This window comes from Alteromonas antoniana, from assembly GCF_019249295.1.
GTDB classification, from domain to species: Bacteria; Pseudomonadota; Gammaproteobacteria; order Enterobacterales; family Alteromonadaceae; genus Alteromonas; species Alteromonas antoniana.
In genome coordinates this window covers 22,083-40,831 of the sequence record NZ_JAESDH010000026.1, presented here as the reverse complement: position 1 = coordinate 40,831, position 18,749 = coordinate 22,083, and the positions used below count along the sequence as shown (strand labels likewise).

20 protein-coding genes are annotated in these 18,749 nt (G+C 51.0%); 16 read left to right on the top strand and 4 right to left on the bottom strand.

Features of this window, described 5'->3' with window-relative positions:
- Positions 1 to 280 precede the first annotated feature (280 nt).
- From JKP77_RS18225 to mutM, 5 genes are all read left to right on the top strand, one after another.
- Entirely contained in the window at positions 281 to 1,144 is an 864-nt protein-coding gene (locus JKP77_RS18225) for a glycosyltransferase family 2 protein (protein WP_218312595.1), read from the top strand.
- A 311-nt stretch (positions 1,145 to 1,455) separates the two neighbouring features.
- The gene (rpmB, locus tag JKP77_RS18220; protein WP_218312594.1) at positions 1,456 to 1,692 is read left to right on the top strand and encodes a 50S ribosomal protein L28; all 237 of its coding nucleotides are present in this window, start codon (positions 1,456 to 1,458) and stop codon (positions 1,690 to 1,692) included.
- 11 nt (positions 1,693 to 1,703) lie between these two features.
- Entirely contained in the window at positions 1,704 to 1,859 is a 156-nt protein-coding gene (gene rpmG / locus JKP77_RS18215) for a 50S ribosomal protein L33 (RefSeq protein WP_013786148.1), read from the top strand.
- 309 nt (positions 1,860 to 2,168) lie between these two features.
- A complete protein-coding gene (locus JKP77_RS18210; protein ID WP_338024893.1) occupies positions 2,169 to 2,651 on the top strand; it encodes a hypothetical protein in 483 nt (160 codons plus the stop codon).
- A gap of 2 nt (positions 2,652 to 2,653) precedes the next feature.
- The gene (gene mutM / locus JKP77_RS18205; protein ID WP_218312593.1) at positions 2,654 to 3,463 is read left to right on the top strand and encodes a bifunctional DNA-formamidopyrimidine glycosylase/DNA-(apurinic or apyrimidinic site) lyase; all 810 of its coding nucleotides are present in this window, start codon (positions 2,654 to 2,656) and stop codon (positions 3,461 to 3,463) included.
- A gap of 303 nt (positions 3,464 to 3,766) precedes the next feature.
- On the opposite strand, the gene coaD is transcribed toward mutM, so the two are convergent.
- On the bottom strand, positions 3,767 to 4,264 hold the full coding sequence (coaD, locus tag JKP77_RS18200; RefSeq protein WP_218312592.1) for a pantetheine-phosphate adenylyltransferase: 498 nt from the start codon (positions 4,262 to 4,264) through the stop codon (positions 3,767 to 3,769).
- Between the two features lie 139 nt (positions 4,265 to 4,403).
- Positions 4,404 to 5,132 (bottom strand): 3-deoxy-D-manno-octulosonic acid kinase, encoded by a 729-nt coding sequence (locus JKP77_RS18195; RefSeq protein WP_218312591.1) that lies wholly within the window; start codon positions 5,130 to 5,132, stop codon positions 4,404 to 4,406.
- 74 nt (positions 5,133 to 5,206) lie between these two features.
- Between JKP77_RS18195 and JKP77_RS18190 the strand changes: the two genes are divergently transcribed.
- The 8 genes from JKP77_RS18190 (at position 5,207) to glpG (ending at position 14,001) form a co-directional block, all read left to right on the top strand.
- A complete protein-coding gene (locus JKP77_RS18190) occupies positions 5,207 to 6,238 on the top strand; it encodes a glycosyltransferase family 9 protein (RefSeq protein ID WP_338024892.1) in 1,032 nt (343 codons plus the stop codon).
- Between the two features lie 105 nt (positions 6,239 to 6,343).
- Positions 6,344 to 6,814 carry a hypothetical protein gene (locus tag JKP77_RS18185; protein WP_218312590.1) on the top strand — a complete coding sequence of 157 codons (471 nt, stop codon included), beginning with the start codon at positions 6,344 to 6,346 and terminating at the stop codon, positions 6,812 to 6,814.
- The gene (locus tag JKP77_RS18180; RefSeq protein ID WP_246601274.1) at positions 6,811 to 7,986 is read left to right on the top strand and encodes a hypothetical protein; all 1,176 of its coding nucleotides are present in this window, start codon (positions 6,811 to 6,813) and stop codon (positions 7,984 to 7,986) included. Before JKP77_RS18185 ends, JKP77_RS18180 begins: the two co-directional genes overlap by 4 nt.
- Before the next feature lies 1 nt (position 7,987).
- The gene (locus tag JKP77_RS18175) at positions 7,988 to 10,462 is read left to right on the top strand and encodes a putative bifunctional diguanylate cyclase/phosphodiesterase (protein WP_218312589.1); all 2,475 of its coding nucleotides are present in this window, start codon (positions 7,988 to 7,990) and stop codon (positions 10,460 to 10,462) included.
- 131 nt (positions 10,463 to 10,593) lie between these two features.
- On the top strand, positions 10,594 to 11,787 hold the full coding sequence (kbl, locus tag JKP77_RS18170; protein ID WP_218312588.1) for a glycine C-acetyltransferase: 1,194 nt from the start codon (positions 10,594 to 10,596) through the stop codon (positions 11,785 to 11,787).
- Positions 11,784 to 12,809, top strand: a complete 1,026-nt coding sequence (tdh, locus tag JKP77_RS18165) for an L-threonine 3-dehydrogenase (protein ID WP_218312587.1) — start codon at positions 11,784 to 11,786, stop codon at positions 12,807 to 12,809. Before kbl ends, tdh begins: the two co-directional genes overlap by 4 nt.
- Positions 12,810 to 12,811: 2 nt before the next feature.
- Positions 12,812 to 13,129 (top strand): thiosulfate sulfurtransferase GlpE, encoded by a 318-nt coding sequence (gene glpE / locus JKP77_RS18160; RefSeq protein WP_218312586.1) that lies wholly within the window; start codon positions 12,812 to 12,814, stop codon positions 13,127 to 13,129.
- Positions 13,126 to 14,001, top strand: a complete 876-nt coding sequence (glpG, locus tag JKP77_RS18155) for a rhomboid family intramembrane serine protease GlpG (RefSeq protein ID WP_218312585.1) — start codon at positions 13,126 to 13,128, stop codon at positions 13,999 to 14,001. Before glpE ends, glpG begins: the two co-directional genes overlap by 4 nt.
- Here glpG and JKP77_RS18150 read toward each other — a convergent pair.
- Positions 13,998 to 14,417: a flagellar basal body-associated protein FliL gene (locus JKP77_RS18150; RefSeq protein ID WP_218312584.1), complete on the bottom strand. Its 420-nt coding sequence runs from the start codon at positions 14,415 to 14,417 to the stop codon at positions 13,998 to 14,000. The two genes, glpG and JKP77_RS18150, sit on opposite strands and share 4 nt — an antisense overlap.
- Before the next feature lie 303 nt (positions 14,418 to 14,720).
- On the opposite strand from JKP77_RS18150, the gene JKP77_RS18145 reads away from it, so the two are divergent.
- Together JKP77_RS18145 and ubiA are read left to right on the top strand one after the other, a co-directional pair.
- Entirely contained in the window at positions 14,721 to 15,287 is a 567-nt protein-coding gene (locus JKP77_RS18145) for a chorismate--pyruvate lyase family protein (protein ID WP_338024891.1), read from the top strand.
- Positions 15,277 to 16,146, top strand: a complete 870-nt coding sequence (ubiA, locus tag JKP77_RS18140; RefSeq protein WP_218312583.1) for a 4-hydroxybenzoate octaprenyltransferase — start codon at positions 15,277 to 15,279, stop codon at positions 16,144 to 16,146. The genes JKP77_RS18145 and ubiA overlap by 11 nt, the downstream gene beginning before the upstream one ends.
- Before the next feature lie 175 nt (positions 16,147 to 16,321).
- On the opposite strand, the gene ubiK is transcribed toward ubiA, so the two are convergent.
- The gene (ubiK, locus tag JKP77_RS18135) at positions 16,322 to 16,570 is read right to left on the bottom strand and encodes a ubiquinone biosynthesis accessory factor UbiK (protein ID WP_218312582.1); all 249 of its coding nucleotides are present in this window, start codon (positions 16,568 to 16,570) and stop codon (positions 16,322 to 16,324) included.
- 141 nt (positions 16,571 to 16,711) lie between these two features.
- Between ubiK and rep the strand changes: the two genes are divergently transcribed.
- Entirely contained in the window at positions 16,712 to 18,724 is a 2,013-nt protein-coding gene (rep, locus tag JKP77_RS18130; protein WP_218312581.1) for a DNA helicase Rep, read from the top strand.
- Positions 18,725 to 18,749: the final 25 nt, after the last annotated feature.

The following is an 18,749-nucleotide window of genomic DNA, read 5'->3' as shown; positions in this document are numbered from 1 at the left end:
TGCACACCGGGAATACACATTTCATGCAGATAACTGGTTGAGCGCGAAACGAAACCTGAGCATGAACAAGATAAACGACAAAACTTTTAAAGAATAACGTGGTCTGTAATTCGCAATAGTTATATTGCCTGAGCGACATATCAACGCTTTGAGATCGTCATTGTTAAGTAATAAAAGACGCGCAATATATTTCTATCACGCGAGAAGCGCACTTGGCCTGCGCACGCGTTTTGTTATTAAGAGTATGTATCAGGAATTGATTTCTATGAAGGATCATAAAATGAAATCTGTAGCATTTTCGGTGATTTTTTCTACCTATAACTCGCCAGACTGGATGGAGAAAACGCTTTGGGGTCTGCACTATCAGACGTTTCAGGATTTCGAGATTATCATTGCCGATGATGGTTCAACAGAAGAGACTGCGAAGCGCATTGCTCAGTTTGAGCAAGACTCAGGCAGAAAGGTTAAGCACGTCTGGCAGCCCGATGACGGCTTTCAGAAAACCCGAATTCTGAACAAAGCGCTGGTGGCTTCAGAGGGTGAATATATTGTATTTACCGATGGAGACTGCATTTTGCGTAGTGACTTTCTGGCTGTGCACGACCGCTACCGGCAACCCGGATACTTTTTATCTGGCGGGTACTTTAAGTTACCTATGGAAACCAGCCTGGCGATTACCCGGGAAGATATCAGAACCGGGCGTGCTTTTGAGCTGGATTGGCTTGTGTCTCATGGCTTGAAAAAAACGCATAAAACGATGAAGCTGACGGCATCAGGGAAAAAGGCTGAAATGCTGAACTTTCTGACGCCTACTAAAGCAACGTGGAACGGTCATAACGTCTCTGGCTGGCGCTCGGATATTTTTGAAGCCAATGGTTTTGACGAACGTATGCAATACGGTGGCGAAGACCGTGAGCTCGGTGAAAGGTTGTTCAACCTTGGAATCAAGTCAAAGCAGATTCGTTATTCCGCTATCTGTGTCCATCTGGATCATGCCAGAGGTTACGTTAAGCAGGAAATGCGCGATAAAAACCGTGCTATCCGCGATTACACGAAAAAGCATAATGTCACCCAGACACCTTACGGTCTTCGCAAACTGGCTGGATCCGCTGGCGATCAAGATAGCACTGCGGAATTGCGTTAATACAAGTACTGATAGCAGGAGCTGTAACCGGAAAAGTTCAACCTGATCCCGAAAGCGTGTAAGATACGCTCAGCAGGATCCGAGATAGATCAAAGTTACCCTCTTTGGGATCATTTTTGATCCCAATTTGTAAAAACGGGTGAATACCGCCCGAAAACCCCGACTTTTTTCACATTCTTATTGAATTGCGCGTGCATTTACTGTATAAAATGCGCCCTCTAATTTATAGTAATACGTCATTTGACCCAGTGACTAAATGAGCGGTGGGATCGATTGGCGCGACAGTTATCGTTGTTCTGGAGACAAATACAATGTCAAAAGTATGTCAAGTAACAGGTAAGCGTCCTACGGTTGGTAATAACCGTTCGCACGCGAGAAACGCGACCCGTCGTCGCTTTTTGCCTAACCTTCAAACTCACCGCTTCTGGGTTGAGAGTGAAAACCGTTTCGTTAAACTGCGTCTGTCTACTAAAGGCATGCGTATCATCGACAAAAAAGGTATCGATTCAGTTCTGACTGATATCCGTGCCCGTGGTGAGAAAATCTAAGGAAGCCGACAATGCGTGATAAAATCAAATTAGTTTCTTCTGCAGGTACAGGTTTCTTCTACACCACAGATAAGAACAAGCGTAACATGCCAGGCAAAATGGAGATCAAAAAGTTTGATCCTGTTGTGCGTAAGCACGTTATGTTCAAAGAGGCAAAAATCAAGTAAGAAAACTTGCTTTTGTCTCCACGAAAACCCGGCTCTTGCCGGGTTTTTTGCGTTTATGCGCTGGTATAGAAGTGCCGCGAAACCCGGATCTGATTCCGGCGCGCTTAACGCTTGTTCTATTCATATAAATCGCTTGTCAGTTGATAGCCAGGTGAAATCCGGTGTCGTACTGTTAAACGTCTGCCTGAGATGGTTGTCAACGCAGGTTATTGTGTGCGGGCTGCCAGAGATTACAGGGTAGATTGATCACGCTGATGGTCAGATTGGTATATCATACGCAGGAATCTAATTGGAAAGGACAGGACTGACGTGGCCCGTTTATCCCAACGTGCTTTTAATAATGTGGTGATATTCGCCATGCTGCTGATGATTGCGTTATTCAATCTGGACAGCTTTCTGCCGGTGTCGCAGCCTCAGGGAAGTCAGCCGCTGCTTACCAGTGATGCCTATATCCTTAAAATTGAGCAGGACCAGCAGCGGCTTGAGCGTACTGGCCAGCATTGGCGGTATGTGACTGAGACGGTGGTAGACATGGCACCGGAAGCACAAATTGAAGCCTGGCAAAGCGGGATATTAGAGCCTGCGCCGCGGGCCAGAAGTCTTGCCCAGAATCTGCGCCCGATTATCGCAGTGGTGTGGCTGGCTGGTGAGTCCCAGGGGCTGGTGTATGCGTTCTATATGTCGGACTCACACACGTTTGTGAAGCACAACGATCAGTGGTTCGAGCTGGAGCGGGTGACGCTGAAATCTTTGCTCCCCTGGTTTACCTTCAAAGAAGTGTCGGTGAATTAACTATGCCTGAATTACCCGAGGTGGAAGTCAGTCGGTTAGGTATCTCGCCCTGGCTTATCAATCATAAAATCACGGATGTTATCGTACGTGACAAGCGCCTGCGCTGGCCGGTGCCTGAGGAAATAAAAACCGCAACGGGGCGTACTGTTGTTGATGTCAGACGGCGCGCTAAATACCTGCTGATTGACGTAGGAAATGCCGATATCGTATTGCATTTAGGTATGTCGGGAAAACTGCGCGTGATAGACAAAGACACACCGGTAATTAAGCACGATCATATTGATATCGTGCTGGACTCCGGTAAGTGCCTGCGCTTTAACGATCCGCGCCGGTTTGGTGCCTGCCTGTGGCAGCCAAAGGGCGACGAACTCCCTCAGTTTCGTAAACTGGGGCCAGAGCCACTGACTGACGCGTTCGACAGTGAACGTCTGCATATTCTCTCCCGTGGCCGTAAAAGCCCTGTAAAAAGCTTTATCATGGACAACGACGTCGTGGTTGGCGTGGGTAACATCTACGCCAACGAAGCCTTGTTCATGGCGGGCATCGATCCGCGCCGCGCAGCAGGCCGGGTTAGCGCCTCACGCTACGCGGCACTAACCGATGCCATTAAAGCGGTATTGCAAAAAGCCATTACAGAAGGTGGCACCACGTTAAAAGACTTTGCGCAAAGCGACGGCAATCCGGGTTACTTCGCGCAGCATCTGAATGTGTACGGTAAGGCGGGGAAAGCCTGTGGGCGCTGCGGCGGGGTGATTAAAAGCAAAGTCATTGGCCAGCGCAATACGTTCTTTTGTATTGGTTGTCAGCGCTAGGGATGATGAGAATAAGTCGATGGCTGCTCAGGCATAAAGCCAGTTGACTAATCAGGGCGGTCCCTTGCAGGGTTAACGGGGTAAATAAAAAATCACCGAAGAGTCAGTATTTGGTTTTATGTCCCGAAGGGCGAGCCATAAAGCAGGCAATGGCGACGTTAGGTTTCCTGGCAAATGCGACTATCCTGCTCTGCGAACCCTGCGAACCCTGCGAACCCTGCGAACCCTGCGAACCCTGCGAAGATGCCTTGTAACTGCCTACAGGCCTCGCTGAGCGACTATGCCCTGGCAACGCTGGCGCTTTTACGAGTCGCTCTGACTACCATGGAAGCTTGCTTTCAACGCTTTCTGCACCACCGGGTGGCAAAAGTCGCTGACGTTACCGCGGTGCATGGCCACTTCTTTCACCAGCGTTGAGGAAATAAAGGAATTCTCTTCCGCCGGGGTTAAAAATACACTTTCCAGCTTCGGATTTAACCGCCGGTTCATATTGGCAAGCTGAAACTCATACTCAAAATCTGATACCGCACGCAGACCACGAATTAACACGGTGGCGTTTTGCTGATCGGCAAAATCTGCCAGTAAACCGGTAAAGCCGACAACCTCGACATTGGGCAAGTCCGCCGTGACTTCTTTAATCATGGCTACCCGCTCTTCCAGCGTAAACAGCGGCTTTTTACTGGGGTTCGAGGCAATAGCAACAATAACGTGCGAAAACATGCGCGAGGCACGGTCTATCAGGTCAGCATGACCATTCGTGATGGGATCAAACGTACCCGGGTACAAGGCTCTGGTGTGCATAATTCAAAGAGGCTGTCTGGTTTTAACGGAACAGTACCGAGAATCGTCTGGTGTTGCAATGGGCCGTTGGCTTACTACCATTTGGCAGTTGGCAATGGCAGCAACGAAAAACGGCCGTCCCGGCTTACTCACAAAGATGTTACGGGCGTATTTTTCGCTCGTACCCGCGCAACAGCTGTTGCCAGTTTTCAGTGCTGAAGTGAAACGTCTCGCAGCGCCCCAGCTCTTTTTCCAGAGAGCGCTGAAGGCGGTCCAGCATTTCCTGTTTCCAGCCATCGCCATCGCGAATGGCGCAGCGATCAAAATCAATTATCCAGATAGTACCCTCGCCGTCGCGCATAATATTGTGGATATTCAGATCGTGATGGTACACCAGGGCCTGGTGCAAACGGGCGATTGTTTCACCAACACGCTCCCAGGTAGCCGCATCCAGAGGCTCGTGGCAAAGCGCGTGATACAGGTCCTGACTGTCAGGGATCATGGCGGTAATCAAGTCAGCGCGATAAAACAGGCCATGTCGTGATACATGCGCGGCAACCGGTTCCGGGACCGGCAACCCCAGTTCACGCATTCGGTGAAGCAAGTCAAACTCGGCAAAGGCTCGGGTGCTGCCTAATCCGCCATACAAATATTCGTCGGTTAACACCTTGCCAATTAAGCCGCCGCGCCGATAATGACGAAGCACCCAGTGTCTGGATTCGTGTTCAATGAAGTAGGTGGTGCCACGCCCCTGTGCGTTGCCTGTCACTTTATTTTCAGACTGCCAGTAGGTGGGGTCAAAGTAGTCCAGTGACGGCCCGGCAAACACGGCATCATCGTAACGGATCGCGTGGTTGTTTTTCTCTGAGGCCCAGTCTTTTATCGCCATGCAAACGGTAACTTATGGTAAATTTGCCATTGTAATGATTTATTTCTGATTTTTCAGCGAAAGTGAGTATTAGCGTGAGCAAAAAGATTTGTCTGATGCGACTATCTGCCATTGGCGATGTTTGTCATGCCGCGGCCCTGGTAAACCGAATTCAGACACACTGGCCTGAAGCAGACATCACCTGGGTGATTGGTAAAATTGAATATCAGCTGGTTCGCCTTATGCCGGGCATTCGGTTTGTGGTGTTTGATAAGTCTCAGGGTAAAGCGGCAGTGGCGAAGCTTAAGGCTGACCTGGCTGATACTACATTTGATGCGCTGCTGATGATGCAGGTGGCGCTGCGTGCGAACCTGGCGTCCCGGGCTATTAAAGCGAAAACCCGCATAGGGTTTGACTGGGCCAGAAGTAAAGAATTGCACTGGCTGTTTGCCAACAAACGCGTTGCGCCTCACAAACACGCCCACGTGTTAGACGGATTTATGGATTTTGCTGACGCATTAGGCGTCCCTCCGGTAGAAAAGCCAGCATGGAACATACCGGTAAGCGAAGAAGACAAGGCCTGGGCGGCCAGTAAAGCTGAGCAGTTCGGCGATTTTGTCGTAATCAGCCCTGCAGCCAGCAAAGCCGAGCGTAATTGGTTACCCGAACGATACGCAGGTATAGCTAACCATCTGCAAAATAAAGGAAAATCTGTAGTACTTTGTGGCGGGCCGGGCGCTTTGGATCGACAAACTGCCGACGCCATTCTGGCGTGTGATGCCCAAATTACAGCTAACCTGACCGGCGAGACGTCGCTGCATCAGTTGCTGGCATTGCTGGCTCATGCGCAGTTAGTTATCGCTCCTGACACCGGGCCTGCCCACATGGCAACCACCGTGGGTACGCCCGTAATTGGTCTCTACGCGCATTCGAACCCCAGACGAACCGGCCCCTATAACGATAATGATAAAGTGGTGTCTGTTTATGACCAGTGCATTGAAGCACAGCGGGGCAAACCCTGGCAGTCGTTGCCATGGGGAGCACGAGCCAAAGGGCAGGACCTTATGGCAAAAATATCTCTTGAACGCGTTGTCGAAACTGTCGATAACCTGTTTAATGGTGAGTAATCGTAAAGATAGCTGCGGTAAATCCACACAAGCGTCAACAGATTATCTACACTTACAAGGAAAGCGCGTGTTGCGCATGCGCTCTATACCCAGGGGGAACTCCCTTTGACGATTATGGAAGACTGCCTCAGGTTGAAGTTCCCACACCTGAAAATCATGTTTTCATTCATGCTGACACTCTCTGTGTTACTCAGCACGCCAGCTTTGTGTCAGGAAAAAACTACGATCCTTCACAGCTACGCCTCTGATGGTCTGACATTATCCCGGGCCGACACCCTGCAAATTTTCACCGGTAACCGCCAGTACTGGCCTGACGGCAGCAAAATAACAGTTTATATGCTGAACTCTGATGCGCCACTGCATCAGCGCTTCAGTCGTGAGCATTTGCGCATGTTTCCTTATCAGCTGGACCGGCTGTGGAACCAAATTACCTACTCAGGACAAGGGGAGCCACCCCGCAGAGTGAAAAATGAAATGGAATTGATTAACGCGGTAATGAATACCCCAGGCGCCATTGGTTATGCGACCGAAACGGGGATAACCCAATACAGTGAACGGAAGGCACAATTACAATGAGAATGCGAACTTCACTATTACTGGCGGCTTTGATGGCATTTTCGGGGCAGGCTTTGGCAGGGAATGGCAGCTGGCACGGCTATCTGTCTCAGGGCGTTACACAGTCGATAGACAGCAACTTTCTGACCGACAACGAGTCGGTAACCGGCGAATTGACAGAACTGGGCATTAACGGCCGGTACGAGTTCGATCAGCGGCTGGCCGTTGTGGGTCAGGTAGTGTACCTGGATGGCGGGAATCGCTACGAAAAGGGGGCCCGGCTTGATTATTTGTTTGTCGACTGGACGCTGCCAAATCTTGGGGAGTGGCAGGGCCACCTGCATCTGGGGCGCTTTAAAAATCGTCACTGGCTGTATTCAGCGACCCGCGATGTGCCGCATACCCGCGCCACGTCAGTACTTCCACAATCCGTGTATTACGATGGTTTCCGCGATATTGCGCTTGGCAGCGACGGCGCATTGCTGCAACTTACTCGCCTGACCGAGCACGGACTCTGGGAAGTAAACTGGAGCTACGGTCGCTCGTCCATCAGTGATGAGCAAACCCAGGCGTTTCTGGGCACCAATGTGCTGGGCAAGGCGAAACAGGACTATGTTCATCAGTTTAGCGTATTCTGGCAACCACCCAGCATGAACTGGCGCATTGGCGGCAGTCTGCTGGAGTCTGATTTTCGCTACGAACCTGCTCCCATGGATGTTCTTATTGCTGGCACGACCAATATTCGTCGCGTCATGCTGTCGTTTGAGTACTTCAGTAAAAACTGGGAGCTAAGCGCAGAATTTTTAAAAGAATATCAGCAGGACAGTGGCGCATTCGGACCTGATTATTACAACAGCCGGATTGGTGAAGGCGGATTTGTGCAGCTGCGGTATATGTTTACGCCTCAGGTAAGCGGACTCATCATGCAGGATATCTATGATCTCAATCGCGACGATCGTGATGGCAGCATGCTGGAAGCGTCTACCGGCGGGGTGATCCCCGCGTACTTTGGTTATATGGACACCACTACCATTGGCCTTCGCTGGGATATTGCACCGAACTGGCGCCTTCAGGGAGAGCATCACTGGGTGCAGGGCGGCGCCAGAATTAAAGGCATTCTGAATCCGCAAACCCAACTGCAGTCGCAGTCGCACTGGCGTATGTGGGCTGTGCAGCTGATGTACTGGTTCTGATATGAAGCCACGGTTATCCTTTACCACCAAAGTCATGATCATCCTGTTGTTGATGATGCTGACAGTGTCGGTTGTGATAACTGCTATCCTCATTCAGCAATCCAAAGAAACCATCAAACGCCAGCATTTTCGTGTACAGGTCGAAAATGAGCGGCGCTACGAGCTGTTTACTCAGGAGCTCAATGGGCGAGCCATCATCTGGCTGGAAGGCTTTACCAGCATGAGTTCCACCGGTCAGCAAACGCCGACCAGCCTGTCGGCAACGCTGGAGGGAGCAAAAGACTATCTTCGACTGAACCGCCAAATTAAAGACTTCTGGCTGTACGATGGCGAATTAACGCTGTATTACGGTGAGCAGAGCGCGCCCACCACGTTATTTTATCCTTATCTGGAAACCACGCAGCGAAACCTCACAACGCAGTTTCTGTTGCATTGCGAAGCGTATTGTCAGCAGTATTTGTTTGTACCGGTAATGACTGAGTCAGGGGCAATGCCCGTGATAGTCATATCCACCGGCTTACAGGAACTGCTTTCAATGATGGGCCAGACGGTGGGCACCAAATTACTGGCTCTGGTGCAGCAGAGCACGCCGGGCAGTGCGCTGCCCCTGCGTTTTGTCAGTCAGTTGACTGACACCAACCAGCGCGAAATTGAGGCAGTGCTTGAAAACCTCGGAGCGGCTTATATTACAGAGCTGGTCGAGAAAGGCCATCAGGTCGATACCGGAAAGGGCAGCTACCTGTTGAACCTTATCCCTATGACACCTGTGCGTGGAAAAGAGACCTTCATTTTACTGGTGCAGGACATCACCAGTGACGTCGCGCGCGCCAAACGCTATGAAAAGCTGGTGGCAGGCAGTGCGGTAGGGCTGTTCACTTTATTTTCTATTCTGATGTACCTGTTTCTGAACCAGTACCGATATCGATTGATGGACATCAGCCGCCGCCTGCCACTGCTGGCGCAACATCGCTATCAGGAGTTTCGGCATGCCACGGGTATATCGGGTGAGTGGCGTCAGCGTTATTTTCGCGACGAGTTGGATGTGCTGGAGTCAACCGCAGAGGACCTGGCTCACCAGCTCGAAGATATCGATAGCCGTATGGCGATCAACACGGCGCAGTTAGAAAAAATGGCAATGTTTGATGCTCTGACTGGCCTGCCAAATCGCAATATGCTGACTTATCAGGTCGAAAAACAGCTGGCTGCCGCTGCCCGAAGTGAAGATATTGTGGCGCTGATGTTCCTCGATTTGGACGATTTCAAAAAGGTAAACGACAGTCACGGTCACGATGTGGGTGACAAACTGCTTAAAGCCGCTGCGCTGCGTATTTCTGCACCTATCCGCGACAATGACATTGCTTCACGGTTTGGTGGCGATGAGTTTGTCGTGCTGTTATCTCAGATTGGTACCCGTGATCAGGTGGAAGTGGTCGCTAAAAAATTGCTGAGTGCGTTCTCCACCCCAATTGATGTTGATGACAAACAGTTTTACATCACAGTGAGTATTGGTATCGCGATCACGCGCCAGTCGCAATCCTCTGCTGTCGACCTGTTACGCCATGCGGATATCGCCATGTATGAAGCGAAAGAGCGGCAGGGACCGTCGTTTCGGATCTACGATTCCACCATGAATCTTAAGGTTATGCGCAAAGTGGAACTGGAGTCTGAAGCGCGCATTGCGCTGCGTGATGATCAGTTTTATCTGGCCCTGCAACCTCAGCTTGAACTTCGTACCCGAAAGTTAGTTGGCTTTGAAGCTTTACTGCGCTGGGAACATCCGGAAAAAGGGCCCATCGCACCCAACGACTTCATCCCATTACTAGAACACACCTTGTTTATGCTGGAGCTGGATTACTGGGTAATTGCGCGCGCGACCCGGTTGCTCAGGGAAATGTCAGCCAATGGGCTTGCCGATGTGAAAATGGCCATCAATCTGTCTTCTGCACATTTTTTGGATCCGTCGCTGCCAGAATTTTTACAACAACAGATTATCGAACAGCGCATCGCGCCTTCCATGATAGAGCTTGAGCTTACCGAAAATGTGCTGGTGGCTGATATCAGCCGTGCCACCCACGTGATGGAGCAGATTAAAGCCATGGGATGCTTAATCGCCATTGACGATTTTGGCACCGGGTACTCATCGTTGAGCTACTTAAAAGCGCTGCCAGCAGATTATATTAAGATTGATCAGTCTTTTATTGCGGGCATGGTCGACAACCCGGATGACCGCTCAATTGTATATTCGACCATTACCATGGTGCGCAACATGGGGCTGAAGGTCATTGCCGAGGGCCTTGAGATCCCGGCACAGTACGAATTGTTATGCCATTTCAATTGCCATCAGGGGCAGGGCTACCTCATCAGTAAACCTATTCCCGAGTCGGAACTGTGGGCTACACTAAACGAAAAGCTGGCTGGTGGCGTATGGACCGGAGACCTGCCCGTATTTGATGTGTCGGCTGACACCTCTGGCTGAGCAGGATACGCGCAGGTGTGCGGTTTTATTTACACCGTCTGTCGCATGGCCTTGCCCGGCGAGCGGGTTAGGCTATACCCCAATTCACGCTTTCATTAAAATACACACTTTTAGCGAACCTGGAGACCAGCATGTCTGAGGCATTTATTGCACACCTGCAATCGCAGATTGCCAGCACGAAAGAAGAAGGGCTGTACAAAAAAGAGCGGGTTATTACCTCGCAACAGCAAGCTGACATTGATGTAAACAACGATCACGTTGTGAACTTCTGTGCAAATAACTACCTGGGACTGGCTAACCACCCCGATCTCATTTCGGCAGCGAAAGACGGCCTGGACAGCCATGGCTTCGGGGTAGCTTCTGTGCGCTTTATCTGTGGTACGCAGGACATTCACAAAGAGCTGGAAGGCAAGATCAGTCACTTCCTGGGCACAGAAGACACCATTTTGTACCCGTCATGCTTTGACGCTAACGGCGGCCTGTTCGAAACCTTACTAGGCCCCGAAGATGCCATTATCTCTGATGCCCTTAACCACGCCAGCATCATCGATGGCGTGCGTTTATGTAAGGCCAAACGCTACCGCTACGCCAACAACGACATGGAAGCGCTGGAAGACCAGTTAAAGCAGGCTGATGCAGACGGTGCACGTTTCAAAGTTATCGCCACCGATGGCGTGTTCTCGATGGATGGCGTCATTGCTGATCTGAAAAACATCTGCGACCTGGCCGACAAATATGATGCGCTGGTCATGGTAGATGACTGCCACGCCACGGGCTTTCTTGGCGATAACGGCCGCGGCAGTCATGAATACTGCGATGTTATGGGCCGGGTAGACATTCTCACCGGTACTCTGGGTAAAGCGCTGGGCGGTGCGTCAGGCGGTTATACCTCAGGCAAAAAAGAAGTAGTGGAGTGGTTGCGTCAGCGCTCACGTCCTTATCTGTTCTCCAACTCTGTCGCGCCACCTATCGTGTCTGCGTCGCTGAAAGTGTTCGATATGATGGAGCAGGGTAGTGAACTTCGTGACCAGTTGTGGAAAAACGCTGCACATTTCCGTAAACGTATGGAAGAAGCCGGTTTTACTTTGGCCGGGAAAGATCACCCCATCATTCCTGTTATGTTAGGCGATGCACGACTGGCCAGTGACATGGCCGACAAGCTGCTGGAAAGAGGCATCTACGTGATTGGTTTCTCATACCCGGTGGTACCGAAAGGGCAGGCGCGTATCCGTACGCAGATGTCAGCCGGGCACAGTATTGAACACGTAGACCGTGCGGTAGACGCGTTTATTGAGGTGGGTCGCGAGTTAGGAGTGATTCAATGAAGTCGTTAGTTAAAGCGCACAGCGAGAAAGGCATCTGGCTGGAAGATACGCCAAAGCCTGAAGTGGGTCATAATGACCTGCTGATTAAAATTCGCAAAACCGCCATTTGTGGCACAGACATGCATATTTACAACTGGGATGAATGGGCGCAAAACACCATTCCGGTCCCTATGGTTGTCGGCCACGAATATGTGGGTGAAGTGGTAGGCATGGGTGAAGAAGTAGCCGGCTTTCAGGTTGGCGACCGCGTATCAGGCGAAGGTCACATCACCTGCGGACATTGCCGTAACTGTCGCGCCGGACGCCGCCATTTGTGCCGCAATGAATCCGGTGTAGGCGTAAACCGCCCGGGTGCATTTGCCGAATATCTGGTTATCCCTGCGTTCAACGCGTTTAAGATCCCGGATAATATCAGCGATGATCTAGCCTCTATTTTCGACCCCTTTGGTAATGCAGTACACACCGCGCTTAGCTTTGACCTGGTGGGTGAAGATGTGCTTATCACCGGCGCAGGCCCCATTGGCATCATGGCCGCAGCGGTTGCAAAACATGTAGGTGCGCGTCACGTGGTAATTACCGATGTGAACCCTTATCGCCTGGCGCTGGCGGAAAAAATGGGCGCGAGTCGCGCGGTGAACGTCAGCAACACCAATTTAAAAGATGTCATGAACGAGTTGGGCATGACGGAAGGCTTTGACGTGGGCATGGAAATGTCAGGTGTGCCGTCAGCCTTTCGCGATATGCTGAATAATATGAACAACGGTGGTAAAGTGGCGATGTTAGGCATTCCGCCACAGGACGTCGCCATTAACTGGAACGAAGTGATCTTCAAAGGCCTTACCATCAAGGGAATATACGGACGTGAAATGTTCGAAACCTGGTATAAAATGGCAAGCCTTATCCAGAGCGGTCTGGACCTGACACCTATCATTACTCATCAGTTCCCGGTAGACGACTTTCAGAAAGGGTTCGATACCATGGGCTCCGGTGAGTCCGGCAAAGTTATTCTGGACTGGCAATAATAATGACCCAATTTTCACACATCACCGTGCAGGATGTCGCGGACAACAAAGACAGCTATGCCATTGTTGATATTCGCGATCCGCAGTCTTTCGCTAACGGCCACATGCCCGATGCGTTGCATTTAAGCAATGATAATCTGGCAACGTTTATCGAGAACACGCCAAAAGAAAAGCCTGTTGTGGTGGTGTGTTATCACGGCATTAGCAGCCAGCAGGCAGCGCAGGTGATTGCCGGGCAGGGGTTTAATACCGTCTACAGTATGGATGGTGGCTTTGAGGCCTGGCGCGTGTCGCAGCCTGTGGTTAGTGATAACGCGTGAACTCTCCGTTAATCGCATTTCGTCAGGAAGGGGTGGCTCACCTGCTGGCAAATTATCTTAAGAGCCAGAGCATCGATGCCAAGGTTGAGCGAACCAGCGCTGGCGATGAATATATGGTGGTGCTGGCCAATGAAGACGATGCACTTCGTGCCAGAGATATCACCGAAGCCTTTCTTCGTAACCCGAACGATCCTAAGTATCAGCAAGCGGCATGGGAGCATGGTCAGCAGGTAACGCTGACACGAACCGGTAGCGGTATGAGCATTGCCGGTATGATGAAAAATGCAATGACCTCCCCGATGACGGCAAGCGTGCTGGTGATTTGCGTGGTGGTGTATGCGTTGTCGCTGTTTGGATTGTTTGCGCCTATTGCCAGTGAACTCATGATGCAGCCATTGTCTCTGCTCGTGCAAAACCATGAGTGGTGGCGGGTGATAGGCCCGGCGTTTATTCATTTCTCCATTCTTCACATTGTGTTTAACCTGTTGTGGTGGGGCATGCTGGGTGCGCAAATCGAACGCACACTGGGTGTCAGCATGCTGATGCTGGTATTTGTGATATCCGCTGTCACATCTAACATTGGTCAGTCGTTCTTTACCGATCCGCTGCCCGGAGGCTTGCTGCCTTTTGGCGGCCTGTCAGGTGTGGTCTATGCGTTGATGGGCTTTGTGTGGTGGCTGGGCTGGCTAAAACCGCAGTGGGGGCTAAGCATTCCCCGCGGTATTATCGGCTTTATGCTGGTGTGGCTGGTGCTGGGCTATGCCGATATCTTGTGGGTGAACATGGCGAATGCCGCACACACAGTCGGTTTAATTACCGGGTGCCTGCTGGCTGCCGTGCTGAGTATTGGTGCTGATAAAAGGGCGGATTAGCCGCCCTGATACAGATACTTGGTAAAGATGACGTCTTTTACTACTTCGCCACCGGTTTCCTGCTTCATATGTTCCTGAAGTGCTTTTAAAATGGCACGGCGAATATCTTCACGGCCGGTCAGCGATTTAACTTTCTCTTCCGGCTGACGGCCAAATATTTCAATTGCCGTGGCGCGCAGCAGCGGCATGTGATGCTCGGCTATCTCGAGTTGGTCAACATCGTTAATCATCAGCTCAACCGTCACGCGCACGTACCCCAGCTTTCTTGCTGTTGAGCCCACGTAATTAGTTACAATGTCTGGCTCAAGGCCAAGATACGCGTAATTAGGACGATCCTGAGCGCTAACCAGTGAAGTACCGGCGGCAGTTAAAATCAACGAAATTGCCAAGGATCGCAGCAGTAATCGAAATGTCATTTTGGTCAAGTCTGGTATCGCTTCATAACAACAGGGAATAAAGATGCCCTTATTGTAGCAAAATCATTCAATAGCGCACTACTGCATTAGTCGAAGCCGGGACATTTAAGACAAATAAGACGTTACAGCGTCAATCCACTCGCTAAAATCGCACCTTCGTCGCCCTCAGAGTTGCTGATGTAACGGCAGTAAAATGGAAACGTCGGCGTAAAAGATAACAAACCAGCGGTATATCGCTGCGCACAGGGTGGGCGTAAAACCCGCTTCAGTGATAAGATAAATGCAGTTAAACAAGCAGAGAACGTGTCGTTGAAAGTCTCTCCTGAATTTCCCGTTGGACTGGATGTCAATTGGGCGCCGTCAAGTCAGGTAGCCCTGTCTGATCCTTATCTCAAAAACTGGTTGCTCGACACCGGGTCGTTAACAGAACGGGTGCAGTCGCTTTGCAGGCACTTTTCGCTGGAAAAGTTAGGGCAGGGCCGTCAGGGTCTCCATCACAGCGAACAAGCGCTGTTAAATGCTGCTACCGACAGCGACTGGCAGGTGCGCGAGGTGTTGCTGTGTGCCGATGGCGAGCCCTGGGTGTACGCGCGCTCGGTGATCCCACAAACACTTATTGACGATGAACTGGCGAACTTAGGTACCCAGCCTCTGGGTAAACGGCTGTTTAACGATGCCCGTTTTGCCCGCTCCGATTTTGAACTTTGTCAGGCAACCCCTGAGGCACTTTCCCGCCTGAATATGGATATCGCCGACACGTTGTGGGGGCGCCGCTCGTTGTTTTCTTTTCAGGGAAGCCGCATGATTGTGGCTGAGGTGTTTTTGCCGGGAGCCCCGGCTTACGAATCGCGGTATCGCTATGGACGTTAAGCTCTCTTTTTCCAATATGCCGGGCTATGCACGGCTGATGCGACTGGATAAACCGGTTGGCATTTATTTGTTGTTGTGGCCAACCCTATGGGCGCTGGTGGTGGCATCTAAAGGGCTGCCATCGCTCTTCATTACCGCCGTGTTCGTTGCCGGTGTGGTTATCATGCGTTCTGCCGGCTGCATTATTAACGACTATGCTGATCGCCATGTCGACGGTGACGTAAAGCGTACATCGGCGCGCCCGCTGGTGAGTGGTGAAGTCTCCGAGAAAGAAGCGCTACAGCTGTTTGCACTGCTAATCGGCGTCTCTTTTGGTTTGGTGCTGCTGCTTAACTGGCAAACCGTGGCGATGTCTGTCGCGGCGCTCATTCTGGCCGCAAGCTATCCGTTTATGAAGCGCTATACCCATTTGCCACAGGTGGTGCTGGGCGCGGCATTTGGTTGGGCGATCCCCATGGCTTTTACCGCTATTACCGAAACGGTGCCGGTCTGGGGCTGGTTGTTGTTTATGGCAAACCTGTGCTGGACTGTGGCTTACGACACCATGTATGCCATGGTTGACCGCGACGATGACGTGCGTATTGGCGTGAAATCTACCGCAGTATTGTTTGGCCGCTTCGACAAAGCCATTATCGTGCTATTACAGCTGATAACCTTGTTGTTACTGCTGTCAGTGGGGGTTTTGATTGAGGCAACCTGGCCTTATTACCTGTCTCTTGTGGTAACGGCCGTACTCTTTACCCATGCCTATACCCGCATCCGGCATCGTGAGCGCGAAGCGTGCTTCAAAGCGTTTATCGAAAGCCATTATGTGGGCATGGTGGTAACAGCCGGGCTACTGGCGAACTATTTACTGTAGATTCGTATCACAGGGGCACAGCGTGCGCTTTAGATACGGTTTGTCGGTGTTCAACGTGAGAATGAGTATGGAAGGATTTAAGGGGCTGGAACAGGGCATTTGCTTGCCGCGCACTCAGCCGCTGCCGTAAGCTAATCAGCCTGGGGTATCTGATACCCCAGACATCCCGGCAGCATTAGTCGTTTTGCTGGTTTTCCAGTTCGGTGAGCCTGGCTTCCATCGCATCCAGCTTTTCGCGAGTGCGAATTAATACCTGGCTTTGAATATCAAACTCTTCGCGGGTAACAAGGTCCAGTTTAGATAACTGCGACTGCAATACCTGCTTAATGCGACCTTCGGCTTCTTCTGCCATATTACGCACACCCGGCGGTACCGCGTCTGCAATTTGTTTTGCCAATTCTTCCAGTTTCTTCGGATCAAGCATGGTTTTTCCTTTATAATGCGCGTCGTCGACGAGGTTCCCATTCTATAGCGATACCATCGACATGCAATGAAAACCGCCACCTCTCCCCGGTCGCGTCTGGTGGCGCGTGTCATCCAACAAGATGCAGGTATCTGATTTTCCATGAAGCTGAATGATGCACAACAATCTGCTGTGACTTTTGTCTCCGGGCCTTGTCTGGTGCTGGCGGGTGCCGGTAGTGGCAAAACCCGGGTGATCACCAACAAAATTGCGCATCTGGTACGAAACTGCGATATGCCGGCACGCTACATTGCCGCCGTTACGTTTACCAACAAAGCGGCCCGCGAAATGAAAGAGCGGGTGGCGCAAACCTTAGGAAAAAAAGAAGCGCGCGGCCTGAAAGTCTCTACCTTTCACACCCTGGGGCTGAATATCATCAAATCGCATGTGAAAGATTTGGGCTTAAAACCCGGCTTTTCACTGTTTGACGATAAAGATTCGCTGGCGCTGTTAACCGACCTCACCGAAGACACCTTAGATGGGGACAAAGATCAGCTCTCGCTGCTGCAAAGCTGTATCTCGAACTGGAAAAACGATTTATTACTGCCTGATCAGTTATTGCGCCACGCAACCAGTACCGGTGAGAAAGAGTTCGCCGAGGCGTACCGTCAGTATCAAAATCACTTAAAAGCCTATAACGCACTGGATTTTGATGATCTTATCCTGCTGCCCACGCTGCTGTTAAAACACAACGAACAGGCGCGAATGAAGTGGCAAAGTAAAATTCGCTACTTGCTGGTGGATGAATATCAGGACACCAACACCAGTCAGTATGAGCTGGTGAAACTGATGGTGGGTGAACGCGCCCGCTTTACGGTGGTGGGTGATGACGATCAGTCAATTTATTCCTGGCGTGGCGCAAAGCCGCAAAACCTGAACTTACTTCAGCAGGATTTTCCGCGCCTGAACGTTATCAAGCTACAGCAGAATTACCGATCCTCCGGACGCATTCTACACTGCGCGAATATTCTCATTCAGAACAATCCGCACCTGTTCGACAAAACCCTGTTTTCTGAACTGCAGTACGGCGAGCCGCTGAAAGTGGTGGTGGCGAAAAACGAAGAGCACGAAGCCGAGCGCGTGGTCGCAGAGCTGATTGCACATAAGTTTATGAACCGCACAAACTTTAAAGACTATGCAATCTTGTATCGCGGAAACCACCAAAGCCGGCTGTTTGAAAAGCTGTTAATGAGTAACCGCATCCCCTATAAAATCAGTGGCGGGATGTCGTTTTTCGGTCGCAGCGAGGTGAAAGACATCATGGCGTATTTGCGTCTGATGGTAAACCAGGATGACGATAATGCACTGCTTCGCATTATTAACACGCCCAACCGGGGCATAGGCCGGGCCACGCTGGAAAAGCTGGGCAACTTTGCCAATCATCTTGGTAAGTCTATGTTTGAAGCCGCGTGTCACGACGCATTGTCGGGTGTACTTTCAGGCAACGCCTATCAGCGCGTGGCAGGCTTTGCGCGCTGGATTGTGGAATTGTCGGATAATGCCGCCAGAGGGGATACCACCGCGGCGCTGCGCTCAATGATCAAGTCTATGAGTTACGAAGAGTGGCTGTACGAACACAGCCCCAGCCCGAAAGCGGCGGAAATGGCCATGGCGAACGTCAGTACCCTGTTTGGCTGGGTTACCGATATGCTGGAAGGCAACGAGCTGGATGCGCCTATGACGCTGGTGGAAGTAGTTAACCGACTGATTTTAAGGGATATGATGGAGCGCGGCGAAGAAGAGGCCGATGCTGATCAGGTGCAGTTAATGACACTGCATGCCTCAAAAGGTCTGGAATTCCCCATTGTGTTTCTGGTGGGCATGGAGGAAGGCTTGTTACCGCATCAAAGCAGTATTGATGAAGACAACGTAGAAGAAGAGCGCCGTCTGGCGTATGTGGGGATCACCCGTGCTCAGCGCGAACTCATCTTTACCCTTGCTAAAGAGCGCCGCCAGTTTGGTGAAATCATCCAGCCTGAACCCAGCCGCTTTTTGTACGAGCTGCCTGCTGACGATGTGCAGTGGGAAAATCAAAAGCCTAAAGCCAGTGCCGAAGAGCGCCAGCAAAAAGGGCAGGCAAGTATTGCGAATCTGCGGGATATGCTAAAAAAGTAAGTCTGCTATCTGGCGTATCCGCTTG

What these genes read in the sequence shown, in the direction of transcription:
- rpmG (WP_013786148.1), top strand. Translation starts at nt 1,704, where the DNA reads ATGCGTGATAAAATCAAATTAGTTTCTTCTGCAGGTACAGGTTTCTTC.
- JKP77_RS18150 (WP_218312584.1), bottom strand. Translation starts at nt 14,417, where the DNA reads ATGACATTTCGATTACTGCTGCGATCCTTGGCAATTTCGTTGATTTTA.
- kbl (WP_218312588.1), top strand. Translation starts at nt 10,594, where the DNA reads ATGTCTGAGGCATTTATTGCACACCTGCAATCGCAGATTGCCAGCACG.
- mutM (WP_218312593.1), top strand. Translation starts at nt 2,654, where the DNA reads ATGCCTGAATTACCCGAGGTGGAAGTCAGTCGGTTAGGTATCTCGCCC.
- JKP77_RS18175 (WP_218312589.1), top strand. Translation starts at nt 7,988, where the DNA reads ATGAAGCCACGGTTATCCTTTACCACCAAAGTCATGATCATCCTGTTG.
- ubiA (WP_218312583.1), top strand. Translation starts at nt 15,277, where the DNA reads ATGGACGTTAAGCTCTCTTTTTCCAATATGCCGGGCTATGCACGGCTG.
- rpmB (WP_218312594.1), top strand. Translation starts at nt 1,456, where the DNA reads ATGTCAAAAGTATGTCAAGTAACAGGTAAGCGTCCTACGGTTGGTAAT.
- coaD (WP_218312592.1), bottom strand. Translation starts at nt 4,264, where the DNA reads ATGCACACCAGAGCCTTGTACCCGGGTACGTTTGATCCCATCACGAAT.
- glpE (WP_218312586.1), top strand. Translation starts at nt 12,812, where the DNA reads ATGACCCAATTTTCACACATCACCGTGCAGGATGTCGCGGACAACAAA.
- ubiK (WP_218312582.1), bottom strand. Translation starts at nt 16,570, where the DNA reads ATGCTTGATCCGAAGAAACTGGAAGAATTGGCAAAACAAATTGCAGAC.
- tdh (WP_218312587.1), top strand. Translation starts at nt 11,784, where the DNA reads ATGAAGTCGTTAGTTAAAGCGCACAGCGAGAAAGGCATCTGGCTGGAA.
- JKP77_RS18225 (WP_218312595.1), top strand. Translation starts at nt 281, where the DNA reads ATGAAATCTGTAGCATTTTCGGTGATTTTTTCTACCTATAACTCGCCA.
- rep (WP_218312581.1), top strand. Translation starts at nt 16,712, where the DNA reads ATGAAGCTGAATGATGCACAACAATCTGCTGTGACTTTTGTCTCCGGG.
- JKP77_RS18180 (WP_246601274.1), top strand. Translation starts at nt 6,811, where the DNA reads ATGAGAATGCGAACTTCACTATTACTGGCGGCTTTGATGGCATTTTCG.
- JKP77_RS18195 (WP_218312591.1), bottom strand. Translation starts at nt 5,132, where the DNA reads ATGGCGATAAAAGACTGGGCCTCAGAGAAAAACAACCACGCGATCCGT.